The 22,940-nt window shown below is 58.0% G+C and carries 29 protein-coding genes and 1 tRNA gene; 12 read left to right on the forward strand and 18 right to left on the reverse strand.

Annotated features, from left to right (window positions below):
• Nucleotides 1–23 precede the first annotated feature (23 nt).
• Together AWM69_RS07435 and AWM69_RS07440 are read right to left on the reverse strand one after the other, a co-directional pair.
• Entirely contained in the window at nucleotides 24–425 is a 402-nt protein-coding gene (locus tag AWM69_RS07435) for a GFA family protein (protein WP_218726130.1), read from the reverse strand.
• A gap of 64 nt (nucleotides 426–489) precedes the next feature.
• Nucleotides 490–855, reverse strand: coding sequence for a helix-turn-helix domain-containing protein (locus AWM69_RS07440; RefSeq protein ID WP_218726131.1), 366 nt, complete (start codon nucleotides 853–855; stop codon nucleotides 490–492).
• A 154-nt stretch (nucleotides 856–1,009) separates the two neighbouring features.
• Here AWM69_RS07440 and AWM69_RS07445 point away from each other — a divergent pair, with 154 nt between their 5' ends.
• Nucleotides 1,010–1,678, forward strand: a complete 669-nt coding sequence (locus tag AWM69_RS07445) for an isochorismatase family protein (RefSeq protein ID WP_218726132.1) — start codon at nucleotides 1,010–1,012, stop codon at nucleotides 1,676–1,678.
• Here the strand turns inward: AWM69_RS07445 and AWM69_RS07450 are convergent.
• The 3 genes from AWM69_RS07450 to AWM69_RS07460 are packed head-to-tail and all read right to left on the reverse strand — an operon-like array spanning nucleotide 1,672 to nucleotide 3,331.
• Nucleotides 1,672–1,833, reverse strand: coding sequence for a hypothetical protein (locus AWM69_RS07450; RefSeq protein WP_218726133.1), 162 nt, complete (start codon nucleotides 1,831–1,833; stop codon nucleotides 1,672–1,674). The genes AWM69_RS07445 and AWM69_RS07450 overlap by 7 nt on opposite strands.
• Nucleotides 1,830–2,174, reverse strand: a complete 345-nt coding sequence (locus AWM69_RS07455; RefSeq protein ID WP_131653020.1) for an antibiotic biosynthesis monooxygenase — start codon at nucleotides 2,172–2,174, stop codon at nucleotides 1,830–1,832. The genes AWM69_RS07450 and AWM69_RS07455 overlap by 4 nt, the downstream gene beginning before the upstream one ends.
• Nucleotides 2,171–3,331 (reverse strand): cytochrome P450, encoded by a 1,161-nt coding sequence (locus AWM69_RS07460; RefSeq protein WP_218726134.1) that lies wholly within the window; start codon nucleotides 3,329–3,331, stop codon nucleotides 2,171–2,173. The genes AWM69_RS07455 and AWM69_RS07460 overlap by 4 nt, the downstream gene beginning before the upstream one ends.
• Nucleotides 3,332–3,405: 74 nt before the next feature.
• On the opposite strand from AWM69_RS07460, the gene AWM69_RS07465 reads away from it, so the two are divergent.
• A complete protein-coding gene (locus AWM69_RS07465) occupies nucleotides 3,406–4,176 on the forward strand; it encodes a helix-turn-helix transcriptional regulator (RefSeq protein ID WP_131653022.1) in 771 nt (256 codons plus the stop codon).
• Between the two features lie 275 nt (nucleotides 4,177–4,451).
• Here AWM69_RS07465 and umuC read toward each other — a convergent pair whose 3' ends face one another.
• From umuC to AWM69_RS07480, 3 genes are all read right to left on the reverse strand, one after another.
• The gene (umuC, locus tag AWM69_RS07470; protein WP_218726135.1) at nucleotides 4,452–5,732 is read right to left on the reverse strand and encodes a translesion error-prone DNA polymerase V subunit UmuC; all 1,281 of its coding nucleotides are present in this window, start codon (nucleotides 5,730–5,732) and stop codon (nucleotides 4,452–4,454) included.
• A complete protein-coding gene (locus tag AWM69_RS07475) occupies nucleotides 5,722–6,150 on the reverse strand; it encodes a LexA family transcriptional regulator (RefSeq protein WP_131653025.1) in 429 nt (142 codons plus the stop codon). The genes umuC and AWM69_RS07475 overlap by 11 nt, the downstream gene beginning before the upstream one ends.
• Nucleotides 6,151–6,406: 256 nt before the next feature.
• Nucleotides 6,407–6,976, reverse strand: a complete 570-nt coding sequence (locus AWM69_RS07480; protein WP_218726136.1) for a DJ-1/PfpI family protein — start codon at nucleotides 6,974–6,976, stop codon at nucleotides 6,407–6,409.
• 209 nt (nucleotides 6,977–7,185) lie between these two features.
• Here AWM69_RS07480 and AWM69_RS07485 point away from each other — a divergent pair, with 209 nt between their 5' ends.
• Nucleotides 7,186–7,668: a DUF2867 domain-containing protein gene (locus tag AWM69_RS07485; RefSeq protein WP_131653027.1), complete on the forward strand. Its 483-nt coding sequence runs from the start codon at nucleotides 7,186–7,188 to the stop codon at nucleotides 7,666–7,668.
• A gap of 272 nt (nucleotides 7,669–7,940) precedes the next feature.
• Here the strand turns inward: AWM69_RS07485 and AWM69_RS07490 are convergent.
• A tRNA-Val gene (locus AWM69_RS07490) sits at nucleotides 7,941–8,017 on the reverse strand.
• A gap of 184 nt (nucleotides 8,018–8,201) precedes the next feature.
• Here AWM69_RS07490 and AWM69_RS07495 point away from each other — a divergent pair.
• A complete protein-coding gene (locus AWM69_RS07495; protein WP_131653028.1) occupies nucleotides 8,202–9,485 on the forward strand; it encodes an FAD-binding oxidoreductase in 1,284 nt (427 codons plus the stop codon).
• Between the two features lie 49 nt (nucleotides 9,486–9,534).
• On the opposite strand, the gene AWM69_RS07500 is transcribed toward AWM69_RS07495, so the two are convergent.
• Nucleotides 9,535–10,212 carry a peptidase C39 family protein gene (locus AWM69_RS07500; protein ID WP_218726137.1) on the reverse strand — a complete coding sequence of 226 codons (678 nt, stop codon included), beginning with the start codon at nucleotides 10,210–10,212 and terminating at the stop codon, nucleotides 9,535–9,537.
• A gap of 223 nt (nucleotides 10,213–10,435) precedes the next feature.
• Between AWM69_RS07500 and AWM69_RS07505 the strand changes: the two genes are divergently transcribed.
• Nucleotides 10,436–10,615 carry a hypothetical protein gene (locus tag AWM69_RS07505; protein ID WP_218726138.1) on the forward strand — a complete coding sequence of 60 codons (180 nt, stop codon included), beginning with the start codon at nucleotides 10,436–10,438 and terminating at the stop codon, nucleotides 10,613–10,615.
• Between the two features lie 50 nt (nucleotides 10,616–10,665).
• On the opposite strand, the gene AWM69_RS07510 is transcribed toward AWM69_RS07505, so the two are convergent.
• Both AWM69_RS07510 and AWM69_RS07515 read right to left on the reverse strand, forming a co-directional pair.
• Nucleotides 10,666–11,421: a TerC family protein gene (locus tag AWM69_RS07510; RefSeq protein WP_131653029.1), complete on the reverse strand. Its 756-nt coding sequence runs from the start codon at nucleotides 11,419–11,421 to the stop codon at nucleotides 10,666–10,668.
• Between the two features lie 30 nt (nucleotides 11,422–11,451).
• A complete protein-coding gene (locus AWM69_RS07515; RefSeq protein ID WP_048383273.1) occupies nucleotides 11,452–11,694 on the reverse strand; it encodes a lipoprotein in 243 nt (80 codons plus the stop codon).
• Nucleotides 11,695–11,829: 135 nt separating this feature from the next.
• Here AWM69_RS07515 and nhaR point away from each other — a divergent pair, with 135 nt between their 5' ends.
• Nucleotides 11,830–12,735 (forward strand): transcriptional activator NhaR, encoded by a 906-nt coding sequence (gene nhaR, locus AWM69_RS07520; RefSeq protein WP_048383272.1) that lies wholly within the window; start codon nucleotides 11,830–11,832, stop codon nucleotides 12,733–12,735.
• Here nhaR and AWM69_RS07525 read toward each other — a convergent pair.
• Nucleotides 12,716–13,885 carry an MFS transporter gene (locus AWM69_RS07525; RefSeq protein WP_218726139.1) on the reverse strand — a complete coding sequence of 390 codons (1,170 nt, stop codon included), beginning with the start codon at nucleotides 13,883–13,885 and terminating at the stop codon, nucleotides 12,716–12,718. The genes nhaR and AWM69_RS07525 overlap by 20 nt on opposite strands.
• 365 nt (nucleotides 13,886–14,250) lie before the next feature.
• Here AWM69_RS07525 and sstT point away from each other — a divergent pair, with 365 nt between their 5' ends.
• Nucleotides 14,251–15,474, forward strand: a complete 1,224-nt coding sequence (gene sstT, locus AWM69_RS07530; RefSeq protein WP_218726140.1) for a serine/threonine transporter SstT — start codon at nucleotides 14,251–14,253, stop codon at nucleotides 15,472–15,474.
• Between the two features lie 81 nt (nucleotides 15,475–15,555).
• On the opposite strand, the gene AWM69_RS07535 is transcribed toward sstT, so the two are convergent.
• The gene (locus AWM69_RS07535; protein WP_048383269.1) at nucleotides 15,556–16,065 is read right to left on the reverse strand and encodes a DUF1993 family protein; all 510 of its coding nucleotides are present in this window, start codon (nucleotides 16,063–16,065) and stop codon (nucleotides 15,556–15,558) included.
• Nucleotides 16,066–16,294: 229 nt separating this feature from the next.
• Between AWM69_RS07535 and AWM69_RS07540 the strand changes: the two genes are divergently transcribed.
• Nucleotides 16,295–16,966: a YceH family protein gene (locus AWM69_RS07540; protein WP_218726141.1), complete on the forward strand. Its 672-nt coding sequence runs from the start codon at nucleotides 16,295–16,297 to the stop codon at nucleotides 16,964–16,966.
• Between the two features lie 39 nt (nucleotides 16,967–17,005).
• Here the strand turns inward: AWM69_RS07540 and AWM69_RS07545 are convergent, their stop codons facing one another.
• On the reverse strand, nucleotides 17,006–17,824 hold the full coding sequence (locus tag AWM69_RS07545; protein WP_131653032.1) for a shikimate 5-dehydrogenase: 819 nt from the start codon (nucleotides 17,822–17,824) through the stop codon (nucleotides 17,006–17,008).
• Between the two features lie 367 nt (nucleotides 17,825–18,191).
• Between AWM69_RS07545 and AWM69_RS07550 the strand changes: the two genes are divergently transcribed.
• Together AWM69_RS07550 and AWM69_RS22810 are read left to right on the forward strand one after the other, a co-directional pair.
• Complete coding sequence (locus tag AWM69_RS07550; protein ID WP_218726142.1) at nucleotides 18,192–18,386, forward strand: hypothetical protein; 195 nt, start codon at nucleotides 18,192–18,194, stop codon at nucleotides 18,384–18,386.
• 110 nt (nucleotides 18,387–18,496) lie between these two features.
• Entirely contained in the window at nucleotides 18,497–18,691 is a 195-nt protein-coding gene (locus tag AWM69_RS22810) for a hypothetical protein (protein WP_074702897.1), read from the forward strand.
• Here AWM69_RS22810 and AWM69_RS07555 read toward each other — a convergent pair.
• Nucleotides 18,639–18,950: an AzlD domain-containing protein gene (locus AWM69_RS07555; protein WP_048383255.1), complete on the reverse strand. Its 312-nt coding sequence runs from the start codon at nucleotides 18,948–18,950 to the stop codon at nucleotides 18,639–18,641. The two genes, AWM69_RS22810 and AWM69_RS07555, sit on opposite strands and share 53 nt — an antisense overlap.
• Nucleotides 18,947–19,642 carry an AzlC family ABC transporter permease gene (locus AWM69_RS07560; RefSeq protein ID WP_218726143.1) on the reverse strand — a complete coding sequence of 232 codons (696 nt, stop codon included), beginning with the start codon at nucleotides 19,640–19,642 and terminating at the stop codon, nucleotides 18,947–18,949. Before AWM69_RS07560 ends, AWM69_RS07555 begins: the two co-directional genes overlap by 4 nt.
• A gap of 193 nt (nucleotides 19,643–19,835) precedes the next feature.
• Between AWM69_RS07560 and AWM69_RS07565 the strand changes: the two genes are divergently transcribed.
• Complete coding sequence (locus tag AWM69_RS07565) at nucleotides 19,836–20,351, forward strand: Dps family protein (RefSeq protein ID WP_131653035.1); 516 nt, start codon at nucleotides 19,836–19,838, stop codon at nucleotides 20,349–20,351.
• A 343-nt stretch (nucleotides 20,352–20,694) separates the two neighbouring features.
• Here AWM69_RS07565 and AWM69_RS07570 read toward each other — a convergent pair whose 3' ends face one another.
• The gene (locus tag AWM69_RS07570; protein ID WP_131653036.1) at nucleotides 20,695–21,636 is read right to left on the reverse strand and encodes a class I SAM-dependent methyltransferase; all 942 of its coding nucleotides are present in this window, start codon (nucleotides 21,634–21,636) and stop codon (nucleotides 20,695–20,697) included.
• Between the two features lie 240 nt (nucleotides 21,637–21,876).
• On the opposite strand from AWM69_RS07570, the gene pbpG reads away from it, so the two are divergent.
• The gene (gene pbpG / locus AWM69_RS07575; protein ID WP_131653037.1) at nucleotides 21,877–22,815 is read left to right on the forward strand and encodes a D-alanyl-D-alanine endopeptidase; all 939 of its coding nucleotides are present in this window, start codon (nucleotides 21,877–21,879) and stop codon (nucleotides 22,813–22,815) included.
• Nucleotides 22,816–22,940: the final 125 nt, after the last annotated feature.

Consider the following 22,940-nt stretch of genomic DNA (forward strand, 5'->3'; position numbering starts at 1 on the left):
CTGTCTGTGCCGTGCCAACGCCATCAGCCTTGAGGGTGAAAGGGATCGAGTGGCGTGTACCAGTCAACGCTGGATCCGACATACACGTGTTTTTGTTCACGAGGCGTGAAGGGCGTGTCCAGTGTGCCGAGCGCTATAGAAACCCAACCGGAAAATTCGCCTTGCGTGCGTGACCAGAACAAGGTCGAACCACAGCGTGAGCAGAACTCGCGCAGCACTGATTCGGAGGCGGAGTAGACGGTGATGCTGTCGATGCCGCTGAGTATTCGCAGCGCGCTACGGGGTACGCTTGCATAGGACGCGAATGCCGCACCGTGACCTTTTCGACACTGGCCGCAATGGCAATGACTCACGGCTTTGGGGGCCGTGAGCAGCTCGTAACTGACCGCCTTGCAAAGGCAGCTTCCCTGATAGACCTCTGTCATGCTTTCACCCCTGAATCTGGTCGTCGTTCGATTGCGTTAATGCCCTGGACACGTGTTAGCGCTATCAATCTGCCGGGCTCGAATTCCGGGATGTTCTTTTGGTTTTTTCTTGCCTTGCCTCCAGAAACGTTCCCCAGTCCGCCATCGCATGCAGGATAGGCGACAGGGTGATCCCCAGCGAAGTAATCGTGTACTCAACCTTCGGGGGAACCTGCGCAAAAACCTCACGAGCAATCACGCCGTCCTCCTCCAGTTCACGCAGTTGCTGAGCGAGCGTTTTGGGCGATATGCGCCCCAGACATTTCGCCAGTTCACCAAATCTCTTGGTGTCCTCCAGCAGGAAATGAATGATCAGTACTTTCCATTTCCCGCCAATGACTTTCAGCGTGGTTTCGACGGGGCAACTTGCATCTTTTTTACCGGTAGACATCGCAACCTCTCAGTATCTTTTGGGAAGTAAGTATCCTACATGTGCGTACTTGTGGTTTGGACATCCGGCATCTACTTTGTAATCGATTGGTTAAGGCGCCTCACCGCATGGGTGGGGCACATCGGCGTCAACCCTGCACTTACGAGGCAACTACATGGCTACTACCAATGGAATGCTGGACCCGAATGATGCAGTCATTTTGCTTATCGATCATCAGAGCGGATTGTTCAACACCGTTCGCGATGTCTCCATCCCCGATCTTCGTAACTACGTTATAGCCATCGCCAAAACCGCGACGCTGCTGAACATTCCAGTGATCACTACAGCATCCGTTCCGGACGGGCCCAACGGCCCACTGATTCCAGAAATCCATGAGCACGCGCCTCACGCGGTGTACGTGCCTCGCACCGGGCAGATCAACACCTGGGACAACCCTTTATTTGTGAAGGAGATTGAAAAGACAGGGCGCAAAACGCTGATCATCGCCGGCACCCTGACCAGCGTATGCATGGCCTTTCCAGCCGTAAGCGCAGTGCAGGCGGGTTACAAAGCCTATTGCGTTGTCGATGCATCAGGCAACTGGAGCAAGTTGGCAACTGACACCACTATCGCCCGAGTCACGCAGGCTGGAGCGATTCCGACCGATACCTTCGCCATCGTCGCTGAACTGATGCAAACGTGGAACCGCCCAGAAGGCTCGCGTTTCGCTCAAATCCTTGCGGACCATGTGTGCCCTGAATACAAATGCCTGATGGAAAGCTTTGGCAAGGCTCAGGCGGTGGTCAAGGATGGCCCGGAGACTCACCTCGACAAGTTTCAGTAACAGCCAGCCGGTAACCTGACCCGGGGCAGCCCGGCCGTCACCTGCTCCCGGCCATTGAAAAAGCCCGCCTGCGCGGGCTTTTTCACGCCCGCCAAAAAGTCATCCGCCAGCACACGGCCTTGGCAGTGGAAAAGTTCACGAAGCCGTTCTTTCATTCATGCGCTTGCTTGCTATCGCTCGGCGCCTGAGCGCGATCCTCAAGGCTGTAATCTCGTACGACCTGCGCAATGCGCAGGTGATAGTCATCAAACACCTGCTTGCGGCCTGCTGATTGAGCCGCGCGGTGCAGCTCAAGGCCGCGCCATCGTTTGATCGCCTCCTCGTCACGCCAGAATGACAGTGACAGCACCTTTCCGGGTTCGCTGAGGCTCTGGAAACGTTCAACCGAAATGAACCCATCCAGTTCTTCCAGCAGGGGTTTCAGTTCAGCCGCAAGATCAAGATAGTGCTGATACTGCTCCTCGTGCGGCCATGCTTCAAAAATGACTGCGATCATTGCGCTGTCTCCTGATCAGGATAGAACCGGGGAATGCGACCATTCAGGGAAGGCAAATAACGCCATCGACAAGGACTCGCCAATGAGGCCGGCTGTCGATGCAGCCATGCCAGAATCGCCTCTGAGGCAATCGCCAAGGCAAGCTGCTGGCCGGGGCATGCATGCCTTCCCGAGCCAAAACTGAAGGTGCGTCGTTGAGCCCGGTTGAGCAAAAAACTATCGGGATCCGGGTTCGCGCAAGGGTCCCTGTTGGCAGACGCGAGCAACACTAGTACCGTATCGCCCGCCTCCAGGACGTAGCCCCCGATGGTGCACCGCTTCGCGACGAATCGCCGGGTGTTTTGCACGGGCGAGTCGTAGCGGGCAACCTCTGCCACCAGATCTGCAACGTACATTGGCTCAGATTGCAGGTCTTCAAACAGCTGCGGATTTCGATGCAGCGCTACGAGGCTATTGCCGATCAGGCCTGCGGTGGCTTCGCAGGTCTGCGACAACAGGCCGATCAGGTTAGCGACCAACGTCTCATGATCGTCCCCGGCCATGGCTTCGCATCCGTTCCGGATATGACGCAAAAAGCCGCTACTGCCCCCCTCGTCACTCAGCAACGCACTGAATAATTCGCTCAGCCGAGCGCCCCCGGTATTGGCTTTACCGAGTTGAGCTTCGTCGCTTAACGGCGACAAGCACGCGACAAAATCCCGCGTCAGCCGCGCAACGTCCTGTAGCCGGCCGGACGGGAAGCCGATCAAGGCTGCAATGACGCAAACCGGTAACGTGAACATCAACTCATCCAGGTTTTCGAACGGGTTATCGAGGGTCTCGACCACCCGTGACACCCTGTCTGCGATGCTTTCTGTCCCGACAGCAGCCAGGGCCGGCGCGATTGCCACCCGGGGCAACAGGTGCTGCGGGCCTTCGTTCATGCGCATCAGACGACCGAAAATCCGGCCTGCGGCACCTTGCGCAAGGGCCGGAGGAACCGGCTCGTTTAGCGGGCGCACCCGACAATCGGCGTGCCCCAGAATGGCCTCTACGGCGCGCGCATCACTTGCAATCCATAAACCAAGTTCTGCATCGAATAACAGGCCGCTTTGCCGCCTGAGGCCTGAGTAATAACCGTAGGGATCAGCATGGGTAGCGGCTTCAAAAGGCGTCATTGCACACGTCCTGTCCATAAAGAACGGCTACTATCGAACATCCTTCATGCCGACGATTCGCTCAGGAACGAACTATGGACGCTCAAAGCAATGACAGCGCAATTTCTCGGGTCGCCGGCGCTATTGCCGAACCGGCGAGAACGAAAATGCTGTGTTCGCTGATGGATGGCCATGCCCGCACCAGCACCGAAATGGCCATCATCGCCGACGTGAGTGCATCGACGGCGAGTGCGCATTTGGCCCGACTGAAAGAGGACGGATTGGTAAAACTGCATACGCAGGGCAGGCATCGCTACTACAGTCTGGCGGACGCGCAAGTGGCCCGGGCGATCGAAGCCCTCATGGTGATCAGCCAAAACACCGACACACGCTATGTTTCAACGACCCCAACCCGACTGCAGTTCGCACGCACCTGTTATGACCACATGGCAGGCACATTGGCCGTACAGTTGCACGATCATTTCATGGCCTCAGGATGGCTAACCGTCCCCGACGCTGGAAGTGGCCTGTATGACCTTACGCAGAGCGGCGAAAAAGCAATGACCGCTCTCGGCATCGAGATTGGCGAGGCAAAGGCCCAGCGACGTCGTTTCGCGTGTTCATGCCTGGACTGGAGCATGCGGCGCCCTCATCTTGCCGGCGCACTCGGCGCGGCGCTTCTACAGACACTCATAAGCCGCAAGTGGGTTATTCAGGACCTCGATAGCCGGGCACTGGCGTTGACATCCAAGGGCCGAAAGGAGCTGTCTGGCCGATTCGCAATCCCTGTCACCACACCCGGTACATACCTGACGTATTCCAGTGTTATTGGGCAAAGGGATTCCATTGTTCAGCCAGCCGGGTGACGAGCGTGACTTACGCCTGATTGACTCAGCAGTGCCTGATAACGGATTTCTACAGAGTCGTTATCAAGTGCTCGCACAGGCGTCCTGATGGCAGCCTATTGCCTGGAGCGACGGTTAAAGCCTGCTGCGTAGGCGTGAGTCGCAAGACGATCACCACCCATCGCGGCGCGCCGAAATCTATGGCCTCTGATCAGGGCGTCGAACCTAATCAATGCAGCCAGCAAAGCGGAGGTTGTTTGATCGGCCAATGGAATCTCCCTTCACACTGCCGAACTCTACCTGCACGACACCGTCCACAACTGGTCAAGCCTGGTGGTATAGCCCTGGCTCATCATCTCCCTGCGCATGCCCCAGTCCGGTTTGTCCGGAACGCTGGCGGCGCGCAGCGTCCCTCTTCCCCAGCGGCCATTGATCTCGTCCAGCACCGCCATCACCCGTGAAGCTTCAGCGGGCTGGTTTACGGCAAACAGATCATCCGAAAATTCGCCTGGCTGCCTGAGGTCCAGGAGCAGGACCTCTGCCTTGCTGTACCTGAACCCCTGTTGAAAGACATGGTCCAGCGCATCGACCGCAGCCTTGGTCAGCAGCCGCACGTCGTCCGTCGGATACGGCAACGTCACCACCACCCCTTTGGCGTATTTGGCTTCGTCCGGGTTGAACATGCCGGTGCGGATGCTGACCCTTATCTTCTTGCAGTAGGACTTCTGCGCCCGCAGCTTCTCGGAGGCACGCATCATGTAGGTGGCCACCGCCTCTTTGATCGGCGCCAGCTCGGTCAGTCGCTTGCCAAACATGCGGCTGCAGCAGATCTCCTGCTTCGGCGGATCAGGTTCGTCCAGCTCCAGGCATGGCGTCCCTGATAATTCTCGTGCCGTTTTCTCCACTACCACGCTGAACTTCTTGCGCAGTGTCCACGGATCCGTTTTGGCCAGGTCCATGGCGGTGCGGATGCCCATGTTTTCAAAGTGAACCACCATGCGCCGCCCTACCCCCCACACCTCGGACACCGCCGTATTGCGCAACACCCAGTCGCGCTCATGGTCGCCGCAGAGGTTCACCACCCCTCCCGTATGAACCTGGAGACGCTTGGCAGTGTAATTGGCGAGTTTGGCCAGCGTCTTGGTGTGGCCGATACCGACCCCCACAGGAATGCCGGTGCACTTGATAATGTTGGCGCGTAACTGCCGACCCATTGCACCGACATCCGCAATCCCGGTCAGGTCAGCAAACGCTTCATCGATGCTGTAAACCTCAACCGCCGGCACCATTGACTCAATCAGGCTCATGACGCGCTCGCTCATGTCCCCATACAGCGCATAGTTCGATGAAAACGCAACGATCCCCAACGCCTCTAGACGATGCTTGATCTGAAAATAGGGTTCGCCCATTTTGATATGCTGCTTGGCGTCATAACTGCGCGCGATCACACAGCCGTCATTGTTACTCAGCACCACGATCGGGACTTTGGCCAAATCAGGCCGGAAGACACGCTCGCAGCTGGCATAGAAGCAGTTGCAGTCAATCAGTGCGAAAACCGGCTTGGGCTTAATGACCATGGCTGCGCACGCTGTAAGTCACCACACCCCAGATCGACAGATCGTCGCCTTCCATGATGTGCCTGTCCGGGTATTGGGCGTTTTCAGACTTGAGGATCACATCCTTCCCGCGCATGCACAGACGCTTGCAGATCGGATCATTGTTCAACAGCGCCACCACAACATGACCGTGGGCGGGCTCAATAGAACGATCAATGACCGCCAGATCACCTGAGAAAATCCCGATCCCTTGCATGCTGTCGCCGTCAATTGACGCGAGATAGACATGCGGCGCACGCACGTTAAACACCTGATCCAGAGAAATGACCTTCTCAATGTGATCCGCAGCGGGAGACGGGAAACCGGCCGGAATCTTGAACGAGCAAAGCGGCAAGCCTATCCCGCCTTCAGCAAGAGGACCCAAAAGTGTGAAGCTCATGACGCACGCCTTCATTAAACTGTATGAATATACAGTTAACGGCGTAGGAAGATTCTGGTCAATATTTCTGTCAGAGATTACGACGAGAGGAGCGCCGAGGCCTTTAACGCCGGCAAGCGGCCATCACAACGTGCCGACGATTTGTGCAGTGCAAGGCCTGGCTGCGGATCAATGTCACCGGAGAGTTTGGCCAGATAAAAAATGGCCCACCTTGCGGTGAGCATCACCTGATCGGCTATTTTACGGGAGCAAGCAGTTACACATGTTCCGCTGCCAACATTGACCTGAACTGAGAAATGGTTTCTGAAGACAACCCGGCAGCTTCGAATACTGCGCAGGTGAAGCTAACGGGTGCAGGGCCTGGAGCAGTTATGATGCGGTCTGCAACCACCGCTACTGAACTGTTTCGATAAAACGCGTGCCCTGCATAGCCTGCGGCATTCTCTTGTAAGAAATCAGCGCTGTTCGAGGTATGAGGAATCGTGTCGAGAAGACCGGCCCTCGCAAGCGCCAACGTTCCCCCGCAGATACCGGCAAGTGTCGCTCCACGTGAACGGCAAGCATGCAGAAAATCTCGAATATCCGGGGCTTCTGCACTTTCCCAGACCATTGCTCCGATAACGACAACAACATCCGGTTTCCAGTCCAGACATTGTTGCAAGCTGCTATCGATCGTGACAGCCAACCCGCCCTGCGAGTGGATCTGTCCCGTAGCAGCAGCAAAAAACCTGACGTCGATCCCGTAAAACGGGGACCCGGTTCCAGCAATGAAAGCATATTCCCAGTCCGCAAAACCGGGGCTCAATATCAAACCTACGCGTGCCATCAGTCAGATTCCTCCATGAATGCCGATAACATATGGCAACGCCAAATAGACATCAAGGACAGCTCCAGCTCGAATCTGACCTGTGGTAACCCGCAGAAGCCGGCCCATATCGGTCTGCAGCCAGTAGTTATTCGGCATCGTATGGCGACATAATGATCCGCTTCAGATTTTATCGGGAATGGAAACCGGGCCACTAAAAGGGACAATCTTTGGATACCACATCACCTGCTCACACTCTGCGCGCACTGTCCGATCTTGATTACTATGATTGCAGGTCGGTTCCGCTTCCGGTTGACATCACACCTCTTGACGCCTGGAACATCATGACCGCCGAAACGGGGCTGTTCATGCGGCTAGCTTTCCGGATGAGGGACGCCATTTCCTCGTTATTCGGCGTGAAACGGATCGGCGGGTTCTCCGGTGCCAGGCGAGAGACAATACATGCTGGCGAACGGCTGGACTTCTTTCTGGTAGAGCATAGTGCCCCCGACATCCTGGTTCTAACCGAACGTGACCGGCACCTGGATGTCATGATTTGCCTTTCGATAACAGCTCACGTGTTCACGATCACATCATCTGTCGTCACCCATAACGCCTTTGGGCGCGCCTACATGTTACCGGTAGGTCCCGCCCATAAGCTGATCATCAATAGCAATCTCAGGCGACTGAAACGAAAGCTTGAAAGACAGTAGACGTTGCCCTCACAAAAAAGCCCGCACAAAGCGGGCCTGATGACGATTGTGGACCCCGACATTACGCCGATCCGGTTGAGACGGGCCACGCCGACGCGAAGATGACCAAACACTATCAGGATGGGCATTCAGAGAAAGGTATCGAGTACCTGGAGGTGGGGGCTGATTGGGCGTTGGCGCTCTGAAATAGGGGTTTTGCAAATCGCAGACAACAAAAAAGGGCCCACCTTTCGGTGAGCCCTTCTAGACCGCCCAGCAGAGCGGATTTTGTTTGGTAGGCGCGATTGGACTCGAACCAACGACCCCCACCATGTCAAGGTGGTGCTCTAACCAACTGAGCTACGTGCCTGCTGTGGGGTCGCATTCTATAGATTTGCAGAGGGGTGTCAACACCTTTTTTGCAGCTAACCCTATGAATAGTCGAATTTTTTATTTGATAGGCAAAAAAGCGTCGTCCGGGGTGGCTGGCGGGGGGATTTCAACTCAGGTAGCATCGGCGGCACTCGTAAAAAATATAAAACAGAGGCTGCAGAATGTCGAACACTCCCTACCCCCAGTCCTACTATGCAGCTTCGGCCAATCCGGTTCCTGAGCGCCCTGCCCTGCAAAATGATGTCGAGACGGACGTTTGTGTGATCGGTGCCGGTTATACCGGGCTGTCGAGCGCGCTGTTTTTGCTGGAGAGCGGTTTCAAGGTGACGGTACTGGAAGCGGCCAAAGTGGGGTTTGGCGCGTCGGGTCGTAATGGCGGGCAGATCGTTAACAGCTATAGCCGCGACATCGATGTGATCGAGCGTACGGTGGGGGCCAGGCAAGCGCAGTTGTTGGGGCAGATGGCTTTTGAGGGCGGGAAGATCATTCGCGATCGCGTCGCCAAGTATCAGATCCAGTGCGACCTGAAAGACGGCGGTGTGTTTGCAGCCATCACCAGCAAGCAGATGGGGCACCTGGAAGCGCAGAAGAAGCTCTGGGAGCGTTATGGCAATACTCACCTGGAGCTGCTGGATCAGCGCCGGATTCGTGAGGTCGTCGCCTGTGATCAATATCAGGGCGGGCTGCTGGACATGAGTGGCGGGCATATTCACCCGCTCAATCTGGCGCTGGGCGAGGCGGCGGCGGTTGAATCCCTGGGTGGTACGATTTACGAGCAGTCACCGGCCATTCGCATTGAGCGCGGCGCCAACCCGGTGGTACACACGCCGCAGGGCAAGGTCCGGGCCAAGTTCATCATCGTGGCGGGCAATGCGTATCTGGGCAATCTGGTCCCTGAGCTGGCCTCCAAATCCATGCCGTGCGGCACACAGGTGATCACCACCGAACCGCTGGGCGAAGAGCTGGCCAGCACCCTGCTGCCACAGGACTATTGCGTCGAAGACTGTAACTACCTGCTCGATTACTATCGCCTGTCCGGTGACAAGCGCCTGATCTTTGGCGGCGGGGTGGTGTACGGCGCGCGGGACCCGGCCAATATCGAGGCGATTATTCGCCCGAAAATGCTCAAGGCATTCCCGCAACTCAAGGACGTGAAAATTGACTACGCATGGACGGGCAACTTCCTGCTGACATTGTCACGCCTGCCTCAGGTCGGGCGCATCGGTGACAACATCTATTACTCGCAAGGCTGCAGTGGCCATGGCGTGACGTACACCCATCTGGCAGGCAAGGTGCTGGCCGAGGCCTTGCGGGGTCAGGCGGAACGTTTCGATGCCTTTGCTGACCTGCCGCACTACCCTTTCCCCGGCGGACAACTGTTGCGTACGCCGCTGACTGCGCTAGGTGCGTGGTACTACAGCCTGCGCGACAAGTTCGGCTTTTAAGCTAAGCGCCTTCGCACCCTCGCGGTCACCGCGCCAATCACGGCGACCGTCAGGGGCGTGCCTCAAGGGTCCGAATAGCCCGGGCCGCAGCCTGCTCCTGGCCTGCACGGGACAATTCGCTGGCGGCTGTCAGCCAGCGTGCCTTATCGACATTGGCCGGCAACTGATCCGGCGACATGATCAGCACCGCCCAATTGCCGGCATCTGCCCAGGCGGCTTCAAATGCCTTGAAGTCCATCAATCGACGCCGATCCATACCGGCCCGCAACAACACCGTCTGCTTGTCACGGTTGTAGCCCACCAGCATGGCGTAGCGCGGCTCGGACCAGATTCTGCCTTCGCTGAATCGCAGCATCACCGGGTATCCCGCCGCCACTTGGGTCAGCAACGCCGGCATGGAGGTGTCCAGCGGATACACCATCAAGCCGTACTCGGCGGCCAGGCGCTCCATATTGCCTTGCAATGAAGCCTCTGCACCTGGCAGCTTCAAGGGTTTGACCAGCAAACCCGGGGTTGTTCTGATCCGTTGCTCGCCGAACATGCTGGCCAATACATGCGGGGCACTTTGATGCGCGTTTCCACGGAAAAATGGCACCCCATTGAGTTCGACCCTTTCCGGCAAGCCCCGGATTTGCGGCGGCTCGACACTGGCGCACCCCACCACCGCCACGGCACAGACGGCCACCAACCACTGCCGCGCAGTTCTCAAACCAATCACTCCCTGCATGTTCCCTCGCTTGAATGAACCCCGGACCTTCAGGTCCGGCCTGGTGGTGGATCATAGGACGCGAGCCGAAAGAGGTATACCCTTACCCCACAGCAGGACTGTTCATATAGAGCAAATCAGTTAGTCCCACGCGACCTTTGGTCAATAGACTGCAACGCTGCTCAGGCTAGACTGTCCACTGCTTAGACATGTGTTGTGCCCGTTGTGGGCAAGGGAGGCACTGATGAGCCCGGCATTGACTGTTTTTCTGCTGTTTACCGGCTGGCTGGCCGTTGCCGCCGCCATGCTGTGGGGCGTGATGCGCATCAGCCGTCGCCACCATCACCCTGAACCTCACGTAGAACCTGCTCCACAAAGCCCCCCTGCCAAATCGGCAGTTGGCGCGGCAAACACCCCAATGTAAAAAGCCGCCATCCTTATGCAGGAGGGCGGCTTTTGATGTTCGACCCGAGATTATTTCACCAGAGCAGCCTGGCGTTTTTCGCGAATCTTTCGTGCCACGATGTTCAGTGTCTCAACCGTGGCCGAGAACGCCATCGCCGCATACACATAGCCTTTAGGCACATGGAAGCCGAAACCTTCAGCGATCAGGGTCATGCCGATCATGATCAGGAAGGCCAGGGCCAGCATGACGACGGTCGGGTTCTCATTGATGAACTTGGCCAGAGGCTCGGAGGCCAGCAGCATCACCAACACCGCTACCACAACGGCCACCACCATGATCGGCAAATGCTCGGTCATGCCGACCGCGGTAATGATGCTGTCAATGGAAAACACCATGTCCAGCATCAGAATCTGCCCGATGGCCGCGGCAAAGCCCAACGTCACCGTAGACGTCTTGATGGCAGACTCATCCTCCACCACCGGCTGCATGCTGTGGTGCATTTCACTGGTAGCCTTCCACACCAGGAACAGGCCACCGGCGATCAGGATCATGTCCTTCCACGAGAACGCTTGCCCCAATACCTCAAACACCGGCGTGGTCAGCTGCACGATGTAGGCGATGGTGCTGAGCAGGCCCAGACGCAAGATGAGCGCCATGCCGATGCCGATGCGCCGCGCCTTGGTGCGGAATTGCGCCGGCAATTTGTTGGTCAAAATCGAGATGAAGATCAGGTTGTCGATACCCAGTACGACTTCCATCACGATCAAGGTGGCCAACGCGACCCAAGCGGCGGGACTGACCGCCAGCTCTAAAAGATATTCCATAGGTGTACTCAGACTCTGCGGTAAGACAAATTAAATGGTGTGTGACGACGACTCTTGACGCTCTTGCTCAGGCTGTTCCTTTTCGACCGGCCGGCCTGTGGCATCGTGCAGCGCCTGTTCAGCCGCCTTGTGGGTGTCATCAATCGCCTGTTTGGCCGACTCGGCGGTTTTATCCAGCATCTGTTGTGCAGCCTTTTCAGCCTGATCACAGCCACTGATGACGAAAAGAGCCGTCGCCAACAGTACAGCAACACCTGCGTGCTTAATCTTCATCGTGATTTCCTTCTATAAATCAGCAGTCAACAACATGACCCGTGAATAGCGCGGGATTCTAAAGACTCCAACACTTCAGTAAAATTCGTATTTTCAAGGGTTATACTTCGGTTTTTACGAAGTGGAAAGCGCCCAATGCTTAATTACCGCCAGCTCCACTACTTCTGGGTCGTAGCCAAAACCGGCAGCATTGTCCGCGCCTGCGAGCAATTGAATCTCACGCCACAAACCATCAGCGGGCAAATCAGCCTGCTGGAGCAAACCTATGGCCTGCCGTTGTTTCGTCGCGTCGGCCGGCAACTGGAACTGACCGAAACCGGGCGCCAGGTCTTGCCCTATGCAGAACAGATTTTCCAGGTCGGCAGCGAACTGGAGAGCATGCTGCGCATGTCCCCCAAAGAACAGCAGGTACTGTTCAAGGTCGGGGTTGCCGACGTGGTGCCCAAATCGATTGTCTATCGCCTGATCGCTCCGACCATGGAGCTTGATGAACCGATCCGCATCACCTGCCGCGAAGACAAGCTGGACCGGTTGCTGGCAGACCTGGCCATCCAGCGCCTTGACCTGGTGATTTCCGACAGCCCGATGCCCTCTCACCTGGACATCAAGGGATTCAGCCAGAAGCTCGGCGAGTGCGGCATCAGTTTTTTTGCCGCCCGCAGCCTGGCCAAAGACTATGCCGAGAACTTCCCGCAGTGCCTGCAAGGTGCCCCGCTGCTGATCCCCGGCCCCGAAACCGTGCTTCGCAGCCGCCTGCTACGCTGGCTGGCCGAGCAGCAAATACAGCCGCGAATTGTTGGCGAGTTCGATGACAGCGCCCTGATGCAGGCTTTTGGCCAATCCGGAATCGGGGTTTTTATCGCACCCAGCGTGATTGCCCAGGAAGTGATGCGCCAGTTCGACGTAGAGCTGATCGGGCACACTGAAGCGGTCACCGAATCCTTTTACGCCATTACCGTTGAGCGCAAGATCCGGCACCCCGGCATCGTGGCCATCACCGAGAGTGCCCGGCGCGAGTTGTTTACCGGTCCGGGCAGTTGATCGCGGGCGACACGGGCTTGCACTTCATCAACCACAGCGCGAGCACGATCGACAGCAGGATGAACCCGGCCGCCGCCAGCCCGAGACTGCCCAGGCCGTAGTTGTCGATCACTCGTCCACCGATCATTGCCCCCAGGCCAATGCCCAGATTGCCACCGGCAATGTTCAATGAGGCACCGAACGCAGGCGCATGGGCCGCGACTTTCATCAACCGCACATGGCTGATCAGGAACATGGCCGCCTGGGTCACGCCCCAAACCCCCATCGCCGCCGCCAGCCCCAAAGTGGAATGGATGCTCGGTACCAGCGCCAGCAGGCCGCAGATCATAAAGGTACAGAACACGATCGAGGCAATCAGCGGATGGCGATCGACCATGCGTCCGCCCAGCGAATTGCCAACCAACCCCACCGCGCCAAAGCCCATGAGGCACCAACCGACCACCGTGCCATCGAACCCCGCCAACCGCTCGAGTATGTCGGCCAGATAGGTGTAGGCGGTAAACATGCCGCTAAACACCAGCACCGAGAGCAGGATATGGCCAATGACCAGCGGGCTGCGCAGCATGACAAATTGTGAACTCAGGCTGGACTGCTCATTGACCACCCGGATCGCCGGCAGATACACCCACAACAGCGCGGCCTTGGCCAGCGCCACCACCGCCAGAATACCGAACGCACTGCGCCAGCCCCACGCATCCGAGATCAGCGTACCGACAGGGATACCGAACACCGTCGCACAGACGATGCCAAAGCCTATCTTGGCAATCGCCCGGCCGGCGTATTCAGGCCCTGCGATACCCACTGCCGTTTCACTGGCCAGCGCCCAGAACACCGGCAAACCCAACGCTGGCAACAAACGCGCAAAACCCATCACCCAGATGTTGGGCGCCAGCGCGGCCACGGTATTGGCAAAGGCGAACATCAACAAAATGACGATAAACAGGCGCTTGCGCTCGAACCGCGCAAAGTAGGCGGTCAAAAACGGCCCCAAGGCTGCCACCGTGAAGGCGAACAGCGTGACCAGCAACCCGGCCTGGGGCACGCTCACGTCAAGGTCCCGGGCAATCGCAGGCAGCAGCCCGACAATAATGAACTCGGTCGTAAGCACGGTAAAACCGGCCGCAGACAGCAGCAGGATGGGCAACAGCATGAATAACTCCAGAAACAGCGACGCCAGTGACGACCAAAAGGCCCACTGACTTGAAGAAATATGAGGATGGGCAATAGTAACAGAATGAGTATCCGGCAGGGATCCGTGACCGGGCCGTGGATACACATCGGGTGTGGCAGATTGCCCCTTACCCGGGAATCCTCCTGCATCTCTATGATAAAGTCCGCCGCCCGCCATGAGCTTGGTCAGACAGACGTGCCCGGCACGCACGACTAAACTCGGCCGCTGCAGCTACTTAAACAAAACGTTTATGCTTACTGGTTCTCGTCGATCAGCCTGCCCACTTGTTGCTGACCGGCCACACGTTTTCGTATGCGCCACCCAAAACAACTAGAGACGCCTTTATGACCGACACTCCCCCTTCCCTGTTTTACAGGCTAAAACACACCAGCCTGGTGACCCAGATTGTCATCGGACTGATTGCCGGGATTCTGCTGGCCTGGCTCGCGCCTGCCGGGGCACTTTCCGTGGCCTTCATTGGCAAACTGTTCGTCAGCGCCTTGAAGGCCGTGGCCCCGATTCTGGTGTTTGTCCTGGTCATGGCCTCCATTGCCAACCACAAGCACGGACAAGAAACCCACATCCGCCCGATCCTGGTGCTCTACCTGTTCGGCACTTTTGCGGCAGCGGCTGTGGCCGTGGTTGCCAGCATGACATTTCCGTCCTCTCTGGTACTGGTCACGCAGGACATTCCGGTATCAGCCCCCGGCGGCATCAGCGAAGTCCTGCAAAGCCTGCTGCTGAGCGTGGTCGACAACCCGGTCAGCGCCCTGATGAACGCCAACTTTATCGGCATTCTGGCGTGGGCCATCGGCATGGGCATCGCCATTCGCCATGCCGGCGACACCACCCGCACGGTACTTAACGACCTGTCGAACGGCGTGACCTTGATCGTCCGCGTCGTGATCCGCTTTGCCCCGCTGGGCATTTTCGGCCTGGTGGCCTCTACACTCGCCACCGCCGGCTTCAGCGCGCTGCTGGGCTACCTGCACCTGCTCGCAGTGCTGATTGGCTGCATGCTGTTCGTAGCACTGGTGGTCAATCCCCTGATCGTTTTCTGGAAGCTGCGGCGCAATCCGTATCCGCTGGTGTTCCTGTGCCTGCGCGAAAGTGGCATCACGGCATTTTTCACCCGCAGTTCGGCGGCCAACATTCCCGTGAACATGGCGTTGAGCGAGCGTCTGGGCCTGCATGAAGATACTTACTCGGTATCGATTCCGCTGGGCGCCACGATCAACATGGCCGGAGCGGCGATCACCATTACCGTGCTGACACTGGCCGCGGTGCACACCTTGGGGATTCAGGTCGATCTGCCCACAGCATTCCTGCTGAGCGTGGTGGCAGCGGTGTGTGCCTGCGGTGCTTCCGGGGTGGCGGGAGGGTCGTTGCTGCTGATTCCGCTGGCGTGCAGCCTGTTCGGCATCCCGAGCGAAATTGCCATGCAAGTGGTGGCAGTGGGCTTCATCATCGGCATCCTGCAGGATTCTGCCGAAACCGCACTCAACTCCTCCACCGACGTGTTGTTTACCGCTGCGGCCTGCCTGGCCAAAGAAGACCAGACCGCCTGAATCAGGGCGTATCCAGGAGCGCCCGCAAGGGCGACTCCTGAACCGCTGGCAGGGCGCTAGTCAGCGCCCATGCTCACTCAGTCAGAACGCACCCATATAATCGCGCTTGCCGACTTCAACGCCATTGTGGCGCAGGATCGCGTAGGTGGTCGTGACGTGGAAGAAGAACTGCGGCAGGCCGTAGGTCAGCAGGTAAGACTGGCCACTGAAGCGTTTTTCTTTGGGTGTCCCTGGACGGGTCACGATTTCAATCCCTTCCTTGCCATCGACCTGCTCGGGCTTGATGGTGTCAACAAAGGCCAGCACCTTGCTGATCAGCGCTTGCAGGTCGGCAAATGTGGTTTCGCTTTCGTCGTACTTCGGCAATTCGATTTCAGCCAGACGGCCCGAAACACCCTTGGCAAAATCAACCGCGATTTGCACCTGACGCACCAGCGGGAACATGTCCGGCGCCAGACGCGCCTGCAGGAACACACTCGGGTCAATGTTCTTGGCCGTAGCATGCGCTTCAGCCTTGGTCAGGACACCGCTCATGGCGTTGAGCATTTGTTTGAACACGGGAATGGAAGCAGCGTACAGAGAGATAGTCATGAAAGTCTCGACAGTCTGTGGGCGGGAAGTAAATGTGCGGCGATTATAGACCTGCCCGGCATTTTCAGGCGTATCAAGAAGGCATCGATCTGGGGTTAATCACGCAGGCGGTGTATCCAGTCCCGGCGGAAGATCACACCACCAATGAGCTGATCTCACAAAAGTCGCCCTGCTTGCGAAAAAACTCCACAATGGCCGCTGACAACAGTTGCTGAAAATGGAGAAGAGAATGGATGTCCCCGTGAGTCAGTTTCCAGAAACCACACCCGCCGAATCCGGCAGCGAGCCCCGTTTGAACACGGTCGAGCTGCGCGTCCTCGGTTCCCTGATTGAAAAACAGGCCACTCATCCTGACACTTACCCGCTGACCCTGAATGCCCTGGTGCTGGCCTGTAACCAGAAAACCAGCCGCGAGCCCGTGATGAATCTCAACCAGGGTCAGGTCGGTCAAAGTCTGCGGGCCCTTGAGGGGCGTGGCTTTACCCGTCTGGTGATGGGTAGCCGTGCCGACCGCTGGGAGCACAAGGTCGACAAGGCGCTGGAACTGGTGCCCGCCCAAGTGGTGTTGATGGGATTGCTGTTTTTGCGAGGACCGCAAACGCTGAACGAGCTACTGACCCGCAGCGCACGCATGCACGACTTTGAAGACAGCGCTCAGGTTCAGCATCAGCTCGAACGCTTGATCGCCCGGGATCTGGCGCTGTTGCTACCGCGCCAGAGCGGCCAGCGCGAAGACCGCTACATGCATGCCCTGGGCGACCCGGCCGACATCGAGGCCATCCTCGCCGCTCGCCAGCAGCCTGCCGAACGCAGCCCGGGGTCAGCAGACACCCTGGAGCGCTTCGAGGCCCTTGAAGCCCGGATCGCAGCGCTCGAAGCCCGCCTCGCCGAACTCGAATAACCCCGTAGCCGGGCGAGACCCTGCTCGCCCGGCACCGCCTTACCCCCGGGCAAACGCCACTGCCGCCTGGAACTGTGCCTGCGTCGGTCGAACGCCGGTGTAGAGCACAAACTGCTCCAGGGCCTGGATCGCAATGACCTCAAGGCCGGTGATGACCTTTTTGCCCTGATCGCGACCACGCACAATCAAGGGGGTTTCTGACGGGATCGCCACGACATCGAAGATAATCTCGGCACGATCAACCGCATCAGCCTCGAACGCCAGTAAATCGGCCTCCGCCCCGCCTGTCATGCCCACGGGGGTCACATTGATCAGCATCTGCGGCCTGTGCGCACCCAGCGCTGGTTGCCAGTCATAGCCACAGCTTTTGGCCAGGGCAGCACCCGTGGTCTCATTGCGCGCCACAATCACACCGTTGTTGTAACCGCCATCGCGCAACGCCGAGGCCACGGCTTTGGCCATGCCACCGCTGCCCCGCAGCGCAAACGTCGTGTCCTTGGGCACGGCGTGGCTATCGAGCAACTGCGCAATGGCGATGTAGTCCGTGTTAAACGCCTTGAGGTAGCCGCCGGTGTTCACAATCGTATTGATCGACTGAATGGCCCGGGCAGACGCATCCAGCTCGTCAACCAGTGCAATGCAGGCCTCCTTGAAGGGCATCGATACCCCGCAACCCCGAATGCCCAGGGCGCGGATCCCTGCGACCGCACCCGCAAGATCCTGGCTGCTGAAGGCCTTGTAATAAAAATTCAGGCCCAGCTGTTCGTACAGATGATTATGAAAACGCAGTCCGAAGTTCCCCGGTCGAGCCGACAATGACATGCACAGCTGGGTATCTTTGTCCGGATTCATTTGCATGCTCATCTCCTTGCAAAAGGCTGTTGGATAAACGGCGCACGCCGTCATGGTTTCTTGTCGATGTTGTTACCGCGCGCGTGCTGAAACGCGTCAGCGGAATCAGACCTTACACAAATTCCAGGCTTCGGTGACACTCTGTTTAAATTGATCCCCCCTGCACTGCACCGATTCACCACGCAGCAGAGGCTGCAGTTCCACCCCCGGCCAGCCCGCTTGCCAAAGGAGCCCGTGAACACGCCTTGCGCTACTCCCGGGATACCGGTGGCACCGCTGATCGTCGCCGGGGCCATGCCGGCAGGCTTGTACAGCGGATAGCAGGTCTGATAGAAACAGGGAATATCGGCACATAACAACAAGGACGACAGCAATGCCTACACAAAACCCCCATCGCACCGCTGGCCTGTGCACGTCGGTCAAGGTGTACAACACCTTGACCGAGCTCAAGCAGCTTGAAGGCCATCGCAGCGCCAAACTGGTTTCGCTACTGGCCCAGCATCTGGTGGCCAAGGGCTTGATGAGCGACCAGGACGTCATGCACATGCTCGACCAGGTGGTCGATTAAACCACCGACCCAAACACCTTCACCGTTATCGATGGCGACTATCACGCGCAATGATTTTTTGTGCGACGGCCCAGACCGTAAAGTGATGCCATTGTTTACAGGAGGTGTCTATGTCAAAGCTTCAGGTGATGTCTGTCGTAGGTAGCGCAGTACCCGCTCCGCTTCGCGCCGACGGACTTCTGGCCTGCTGGTATGTGGTCAGCGAAGGTGTTGCCGTCAGCGGCCCGTTTACGTCACGGGCCGCCGCACAGGTCAAAGCCAGCCGCGAAACAGATAAAACAGCGCAACACTGGACGCAACACTGAGCAAGACGTTACGGCTCCAGAGCATCAACCCTATCGCGCACAGGCCGGCCAGCAGATACGGATTGGTCGGGCTCAAATCCAGCGCATGATCCTTGACGAAAATGATCGGCCCGCAAATCGCAGTGAGCATGCCCGGCACGGCAAACCCCAGGAACTCCCGGACCCCGCGATTCAAGCGAATCGGTAACCGCGGCTCCAAAAACAGGTAGCGGTTGAAAAACAGAATCAGCGTCATCCCCCCGATAATCACCCACATCATGCCAAGAACCCTCCCAGTCGCTTGCACAGGTACCCGGCGGTCATGCCCGCCAGCCCGGCCAGCACAATGGCCGACTCCCATTGCCAGTAACTGAACAGCACCACGCTCAACAGTGAAATTGCGACGCAGACGACCGTGGGCACGGAGCGCACCACGGGGGTGATCAGGGCGATGAAGGTCGCGGCAATCGAGAATTCCAGCCCCAGTTGATCGAGCCCGGGAATGCTTTTGCCCAGCACCACGCCGAGGCAAGTGAAGAGGTTCCAGCCCACGTACATGCATAGCCCGACACCCAGCGCATACCAGCGGTTGAACGTCTGCCGGTCAAACGGACTGACCAGCGCAAAGAACTCATCGGTGAGCAAGAAACCCAGCCCGCATCGCCACTTGGGTGCCAACGGCGACAGCACCGGACGCAAGTGCATGGCGTACAGCAGGTGCTGCGATGTGAGCAGCAGGGTCGTGAGCAAAATCGACAGCACGCTGGCCCCGCCCTTGATCATGCCAATCGCCACCAGCTGGGCGGCTCCGGCAAACACGAACATCGACAACCCCTGGGCTTGCATCGGAGTCAACTGCGCATCAATGGCGGTCGAGCCCGCCAGCAACCCCCAGGGTGCACATGCCAGCGTCAGTGGAAGACAAGCGATCGTGCCGCGAATGAAGGCGACGCGAGGAAGTGAAGTAGGCATCAAAAACATCCCGGCAGTAAGCAGCGGCAAAGGGTCGCAACAACACCCGCGCAAGTCTTGAATGATCTTGCTCTTTGTCCCGCCGGCATGGATTTGGTCCCGCGCCGCGGGTTTGACGAAAGCCTGTTCCTGGTCTTAAGTCAGCCGCAATGACACGGTGTGTCCCCTTCAACTGACTGCATGAGGAACCATCATGAAAGACCTGAAATCCGCCAAGGAAAGCAGAAAGGCCGATCTGCGGACCCCTTCAGCGCTAAGTGAAGAAGCGTGCATCAATATCGCCGCCGAACTGAACGCGCTGCTGGCGGACACCTTTGCCATCTACCTGAAGACCAAGAATTTCCACTGGCACATGTCCGGCCCGCACTTCCGCGACTTCCACCTGCTGCTGGACGAGCAGGCAGACCAGATTTATGCCACCGTCGACGCCATTGCCGAGCGCGTGCGCAAGCTGGGGCGCACCACGATCCGCTCCATTGGCCATATCAAGAAGCTCCAGCGACTGCTGGATAACGACGCCGACTTCGTCACCCCGGCAGACATGCTGGCTGAACTGCGGGAAGACAACATCCAGCTCGCGGCCTACATGCGCGAAACCCACGACATGTGCTCGGAACTGGGAGACGTTGCCACCTCCAGCCTGCTGGAAAACTGGATCGACGAAGCCGAACGCCGCGTGTGGTTCCTGTTTGAATCGTCGCGCACCTGATTCCCGTAACCACAATCTGTGGCGATGACCGAGTACAACGAGGCCGCGTCGGGCTGCGCAGCAGCCGCTGGGATATCGGGATCAAAAACCCACGTAGCCTCGTTGCACTCGTCAACTGCTACGAACCGGGGCGCTTTTGTAGCCGCTGCCGAAGGCTGCGATAAGATCCGAAGAGACTTCAAGCGTTCAGGGTCGCTTCGCAACCCATCGCAGCCTGCGACAGCGGCTACGGTCGAGATGAATTTTATTTCACTGAAATCGCCGGCTGCAGGTTATAGAGTCGGGAGGCTCATTTATTGAACCCTTCGCCCGCACCCTCCCCCCGCGGGCTTTTTTTTGCCTGTCAGGCGCCCTGCCTGAATACCAGCGCCTTCAAGCCGCACTCCGCATCGGCGTCAGGAAACTCCGGCGGATTTTCAAGCCGCTGCTCAAATCGCAGGCCCGGCGCATCCCGGGTCACACCGTCGATCAAAAAGTCCGAACCCAATGACGGGTCGTTCATGCACGCCAGCACTGTGCCGTTCTCGCTCAGCAACTCCGGCAAGCGCCGCACCACTCGCTGATAATCCTTGGTCAGCAAGAAACTGCCTTTCTGAAAGGACGGCGGATCGATAATCACCAGATCGTAAGGCCCGGTACTTTTGACCTTGCCCCAGGACTTGAACAACTCATGCCCCAGGAATGTCACCCGGGTCATGTCATGCCCGTTCAGCCGATGATTATCGCGACCCCGGCTCAGGGCCGCACGGGACATGTCGAGATTGACCACATGCTCGGCACCCCCTGCAATCGCGGCCACCGAGAACCCGCACGTATAGGCAAACAGGTTCAAGACTCGCTTGCCTTCGGCGTTGGCCCGCACCCAGTCGCGGCCGTAGCGCATATCCAGAAACAGGCCGTTGTTCTGCTTGCGGCCCAGGTCCACGCGGTAGCGTAAACCGCCTTCGGTCAGGGTCCATTCATCGATTGCCTCACCCACCAGCCATTCGGTATCGCTCTGCAGCGTATAACGATGCTGCAGCACCAGCGTGTGGGCACCACTGGCTTGCCACGCGGATGATTGCGCAACCTCCAGCAGCAACGCTTTCAGTGCGCTCAGTTGCTCTGCATCCGGCGCCTTGAAAAGCGAGACCAGTACCACGCCTTGCAGCCAATCGACTGTCAGTTGCTCAAGGCCCGGCCAGCAACGTCCGCGACCATGAAACAAGCGCCGGGTTTCGTCTGGCGCAGTCTGCAGCGCAGTCAATAAATGGAGTTGCAGGATACTTAAGGCTTCAGGGGTCATCGGGCGGGCCGGTCATTTTCAAGGGCCGGCATTTTACACAATTGCCGGCCCTTCAAGCGTTTGCGGCTTCTGCCGCAGGCAGGAAAATCCGCGAACAATGATTCACATGAAAAACACGCTCCAAGCCCCTGCAATGTCAGGCATTTTGAACGTTATTGATCCATACTCTCTAAATGTAACGCAATGTGTATAACACCCATTGCAACACGGCACTTCCCAACCCTCCTTGAGTCAATCTGCGTGAAAATTCATCTCTCCATCTTAAGCCTGCTTTTCGTTCTGACAGGCACTGGCGCCTCTTCAACCGCCGCAGCGGCTGAAAGCATTTCTGCCCCCCGGGATACCTCACAACTGCACATCGCCTCAGGCAGCGCGATGTTGATCGATCTGAAAACCAACAAGATCATTTATGCCAGCAACCCGGACGTGATTGTCCCGATCGCCTCGGTGACCAAACTGATGACAGCCATGGTGGTGCTGGACGCCAAGTTGCCAATGGATGAATTCATCTCGGTCAACATCAGCGACACACCAGAGATGAAAGGTGTGTTTTCCCGAGTAAAACTCAACAGCGAGCTGTCCCGCCGGGAGATGATGCTGATCACCCTGATGTCATCGGAGAACCGCGCCGCAGCCAGCCTTGCCCATCATTATCCGGGCGGCTACGTGGCCTTTATTGCCGCGATGAACGCCAAGGCCAAGAGCCTGGGCATGATGAGCACCCATTATGTCGAGCCGACCGGCCTGTCGACCCACAACGTCTCGACTGCCCGGGACTTGAGCAAACTGCTGGCCGCCGCACGCCATTACCCGGTGCTCAGCCAGCTCAGTACCACCAAGGAAAAGACCGTCGCATTCCGCAAGCCCAACTACACCCTGGGCTTTCGCAATACCGACCATCTGGTGAACAAGGAGAAGTGGAATATCCATCTGACCAAAACCGGCTTCACCAACCAGGCCGGACATTGCCTGGTGCTGGTGACCGAGATGGGGAATCGTCCGGTGTCGCTGGTGATCCTCGATGCTTTCGGCAAATACACGCACTTTGCCGATGCCGGGCGCATTCGCAAATGGATCGAAACCGGTAAAAGCGGCAGTGTGCCGGAAGTCGCGTTGCGCTACAAAGCCGACAAAAACCTGCAGAACCGCCAGGGCACTGCCAGACAGGCCGCCAAGTAACCGCCCGGTGGCAGGGTCGAGGACATGAAGGAAAATGCAGGCACTTGCTCCGGGGAGAGGGTCAAAAGCAAATGCCTGCGTACTGCCCGTCCAGGCACATGCCTGCAGGCTCCCTGCTCTCCCGG

This window comes from Pseudomonas sp. D1HM, assembly GCF_019266105.1.
In the GTDB taxonomy this organism is placed as follows: domain Bacteria; phylum Pseudomonadota; class Gammaproteobacteria; order Pseudomonadales; family Pseudomonadaceae; genus Aquipseudomonas; species Aquipseudomonas taetrolens.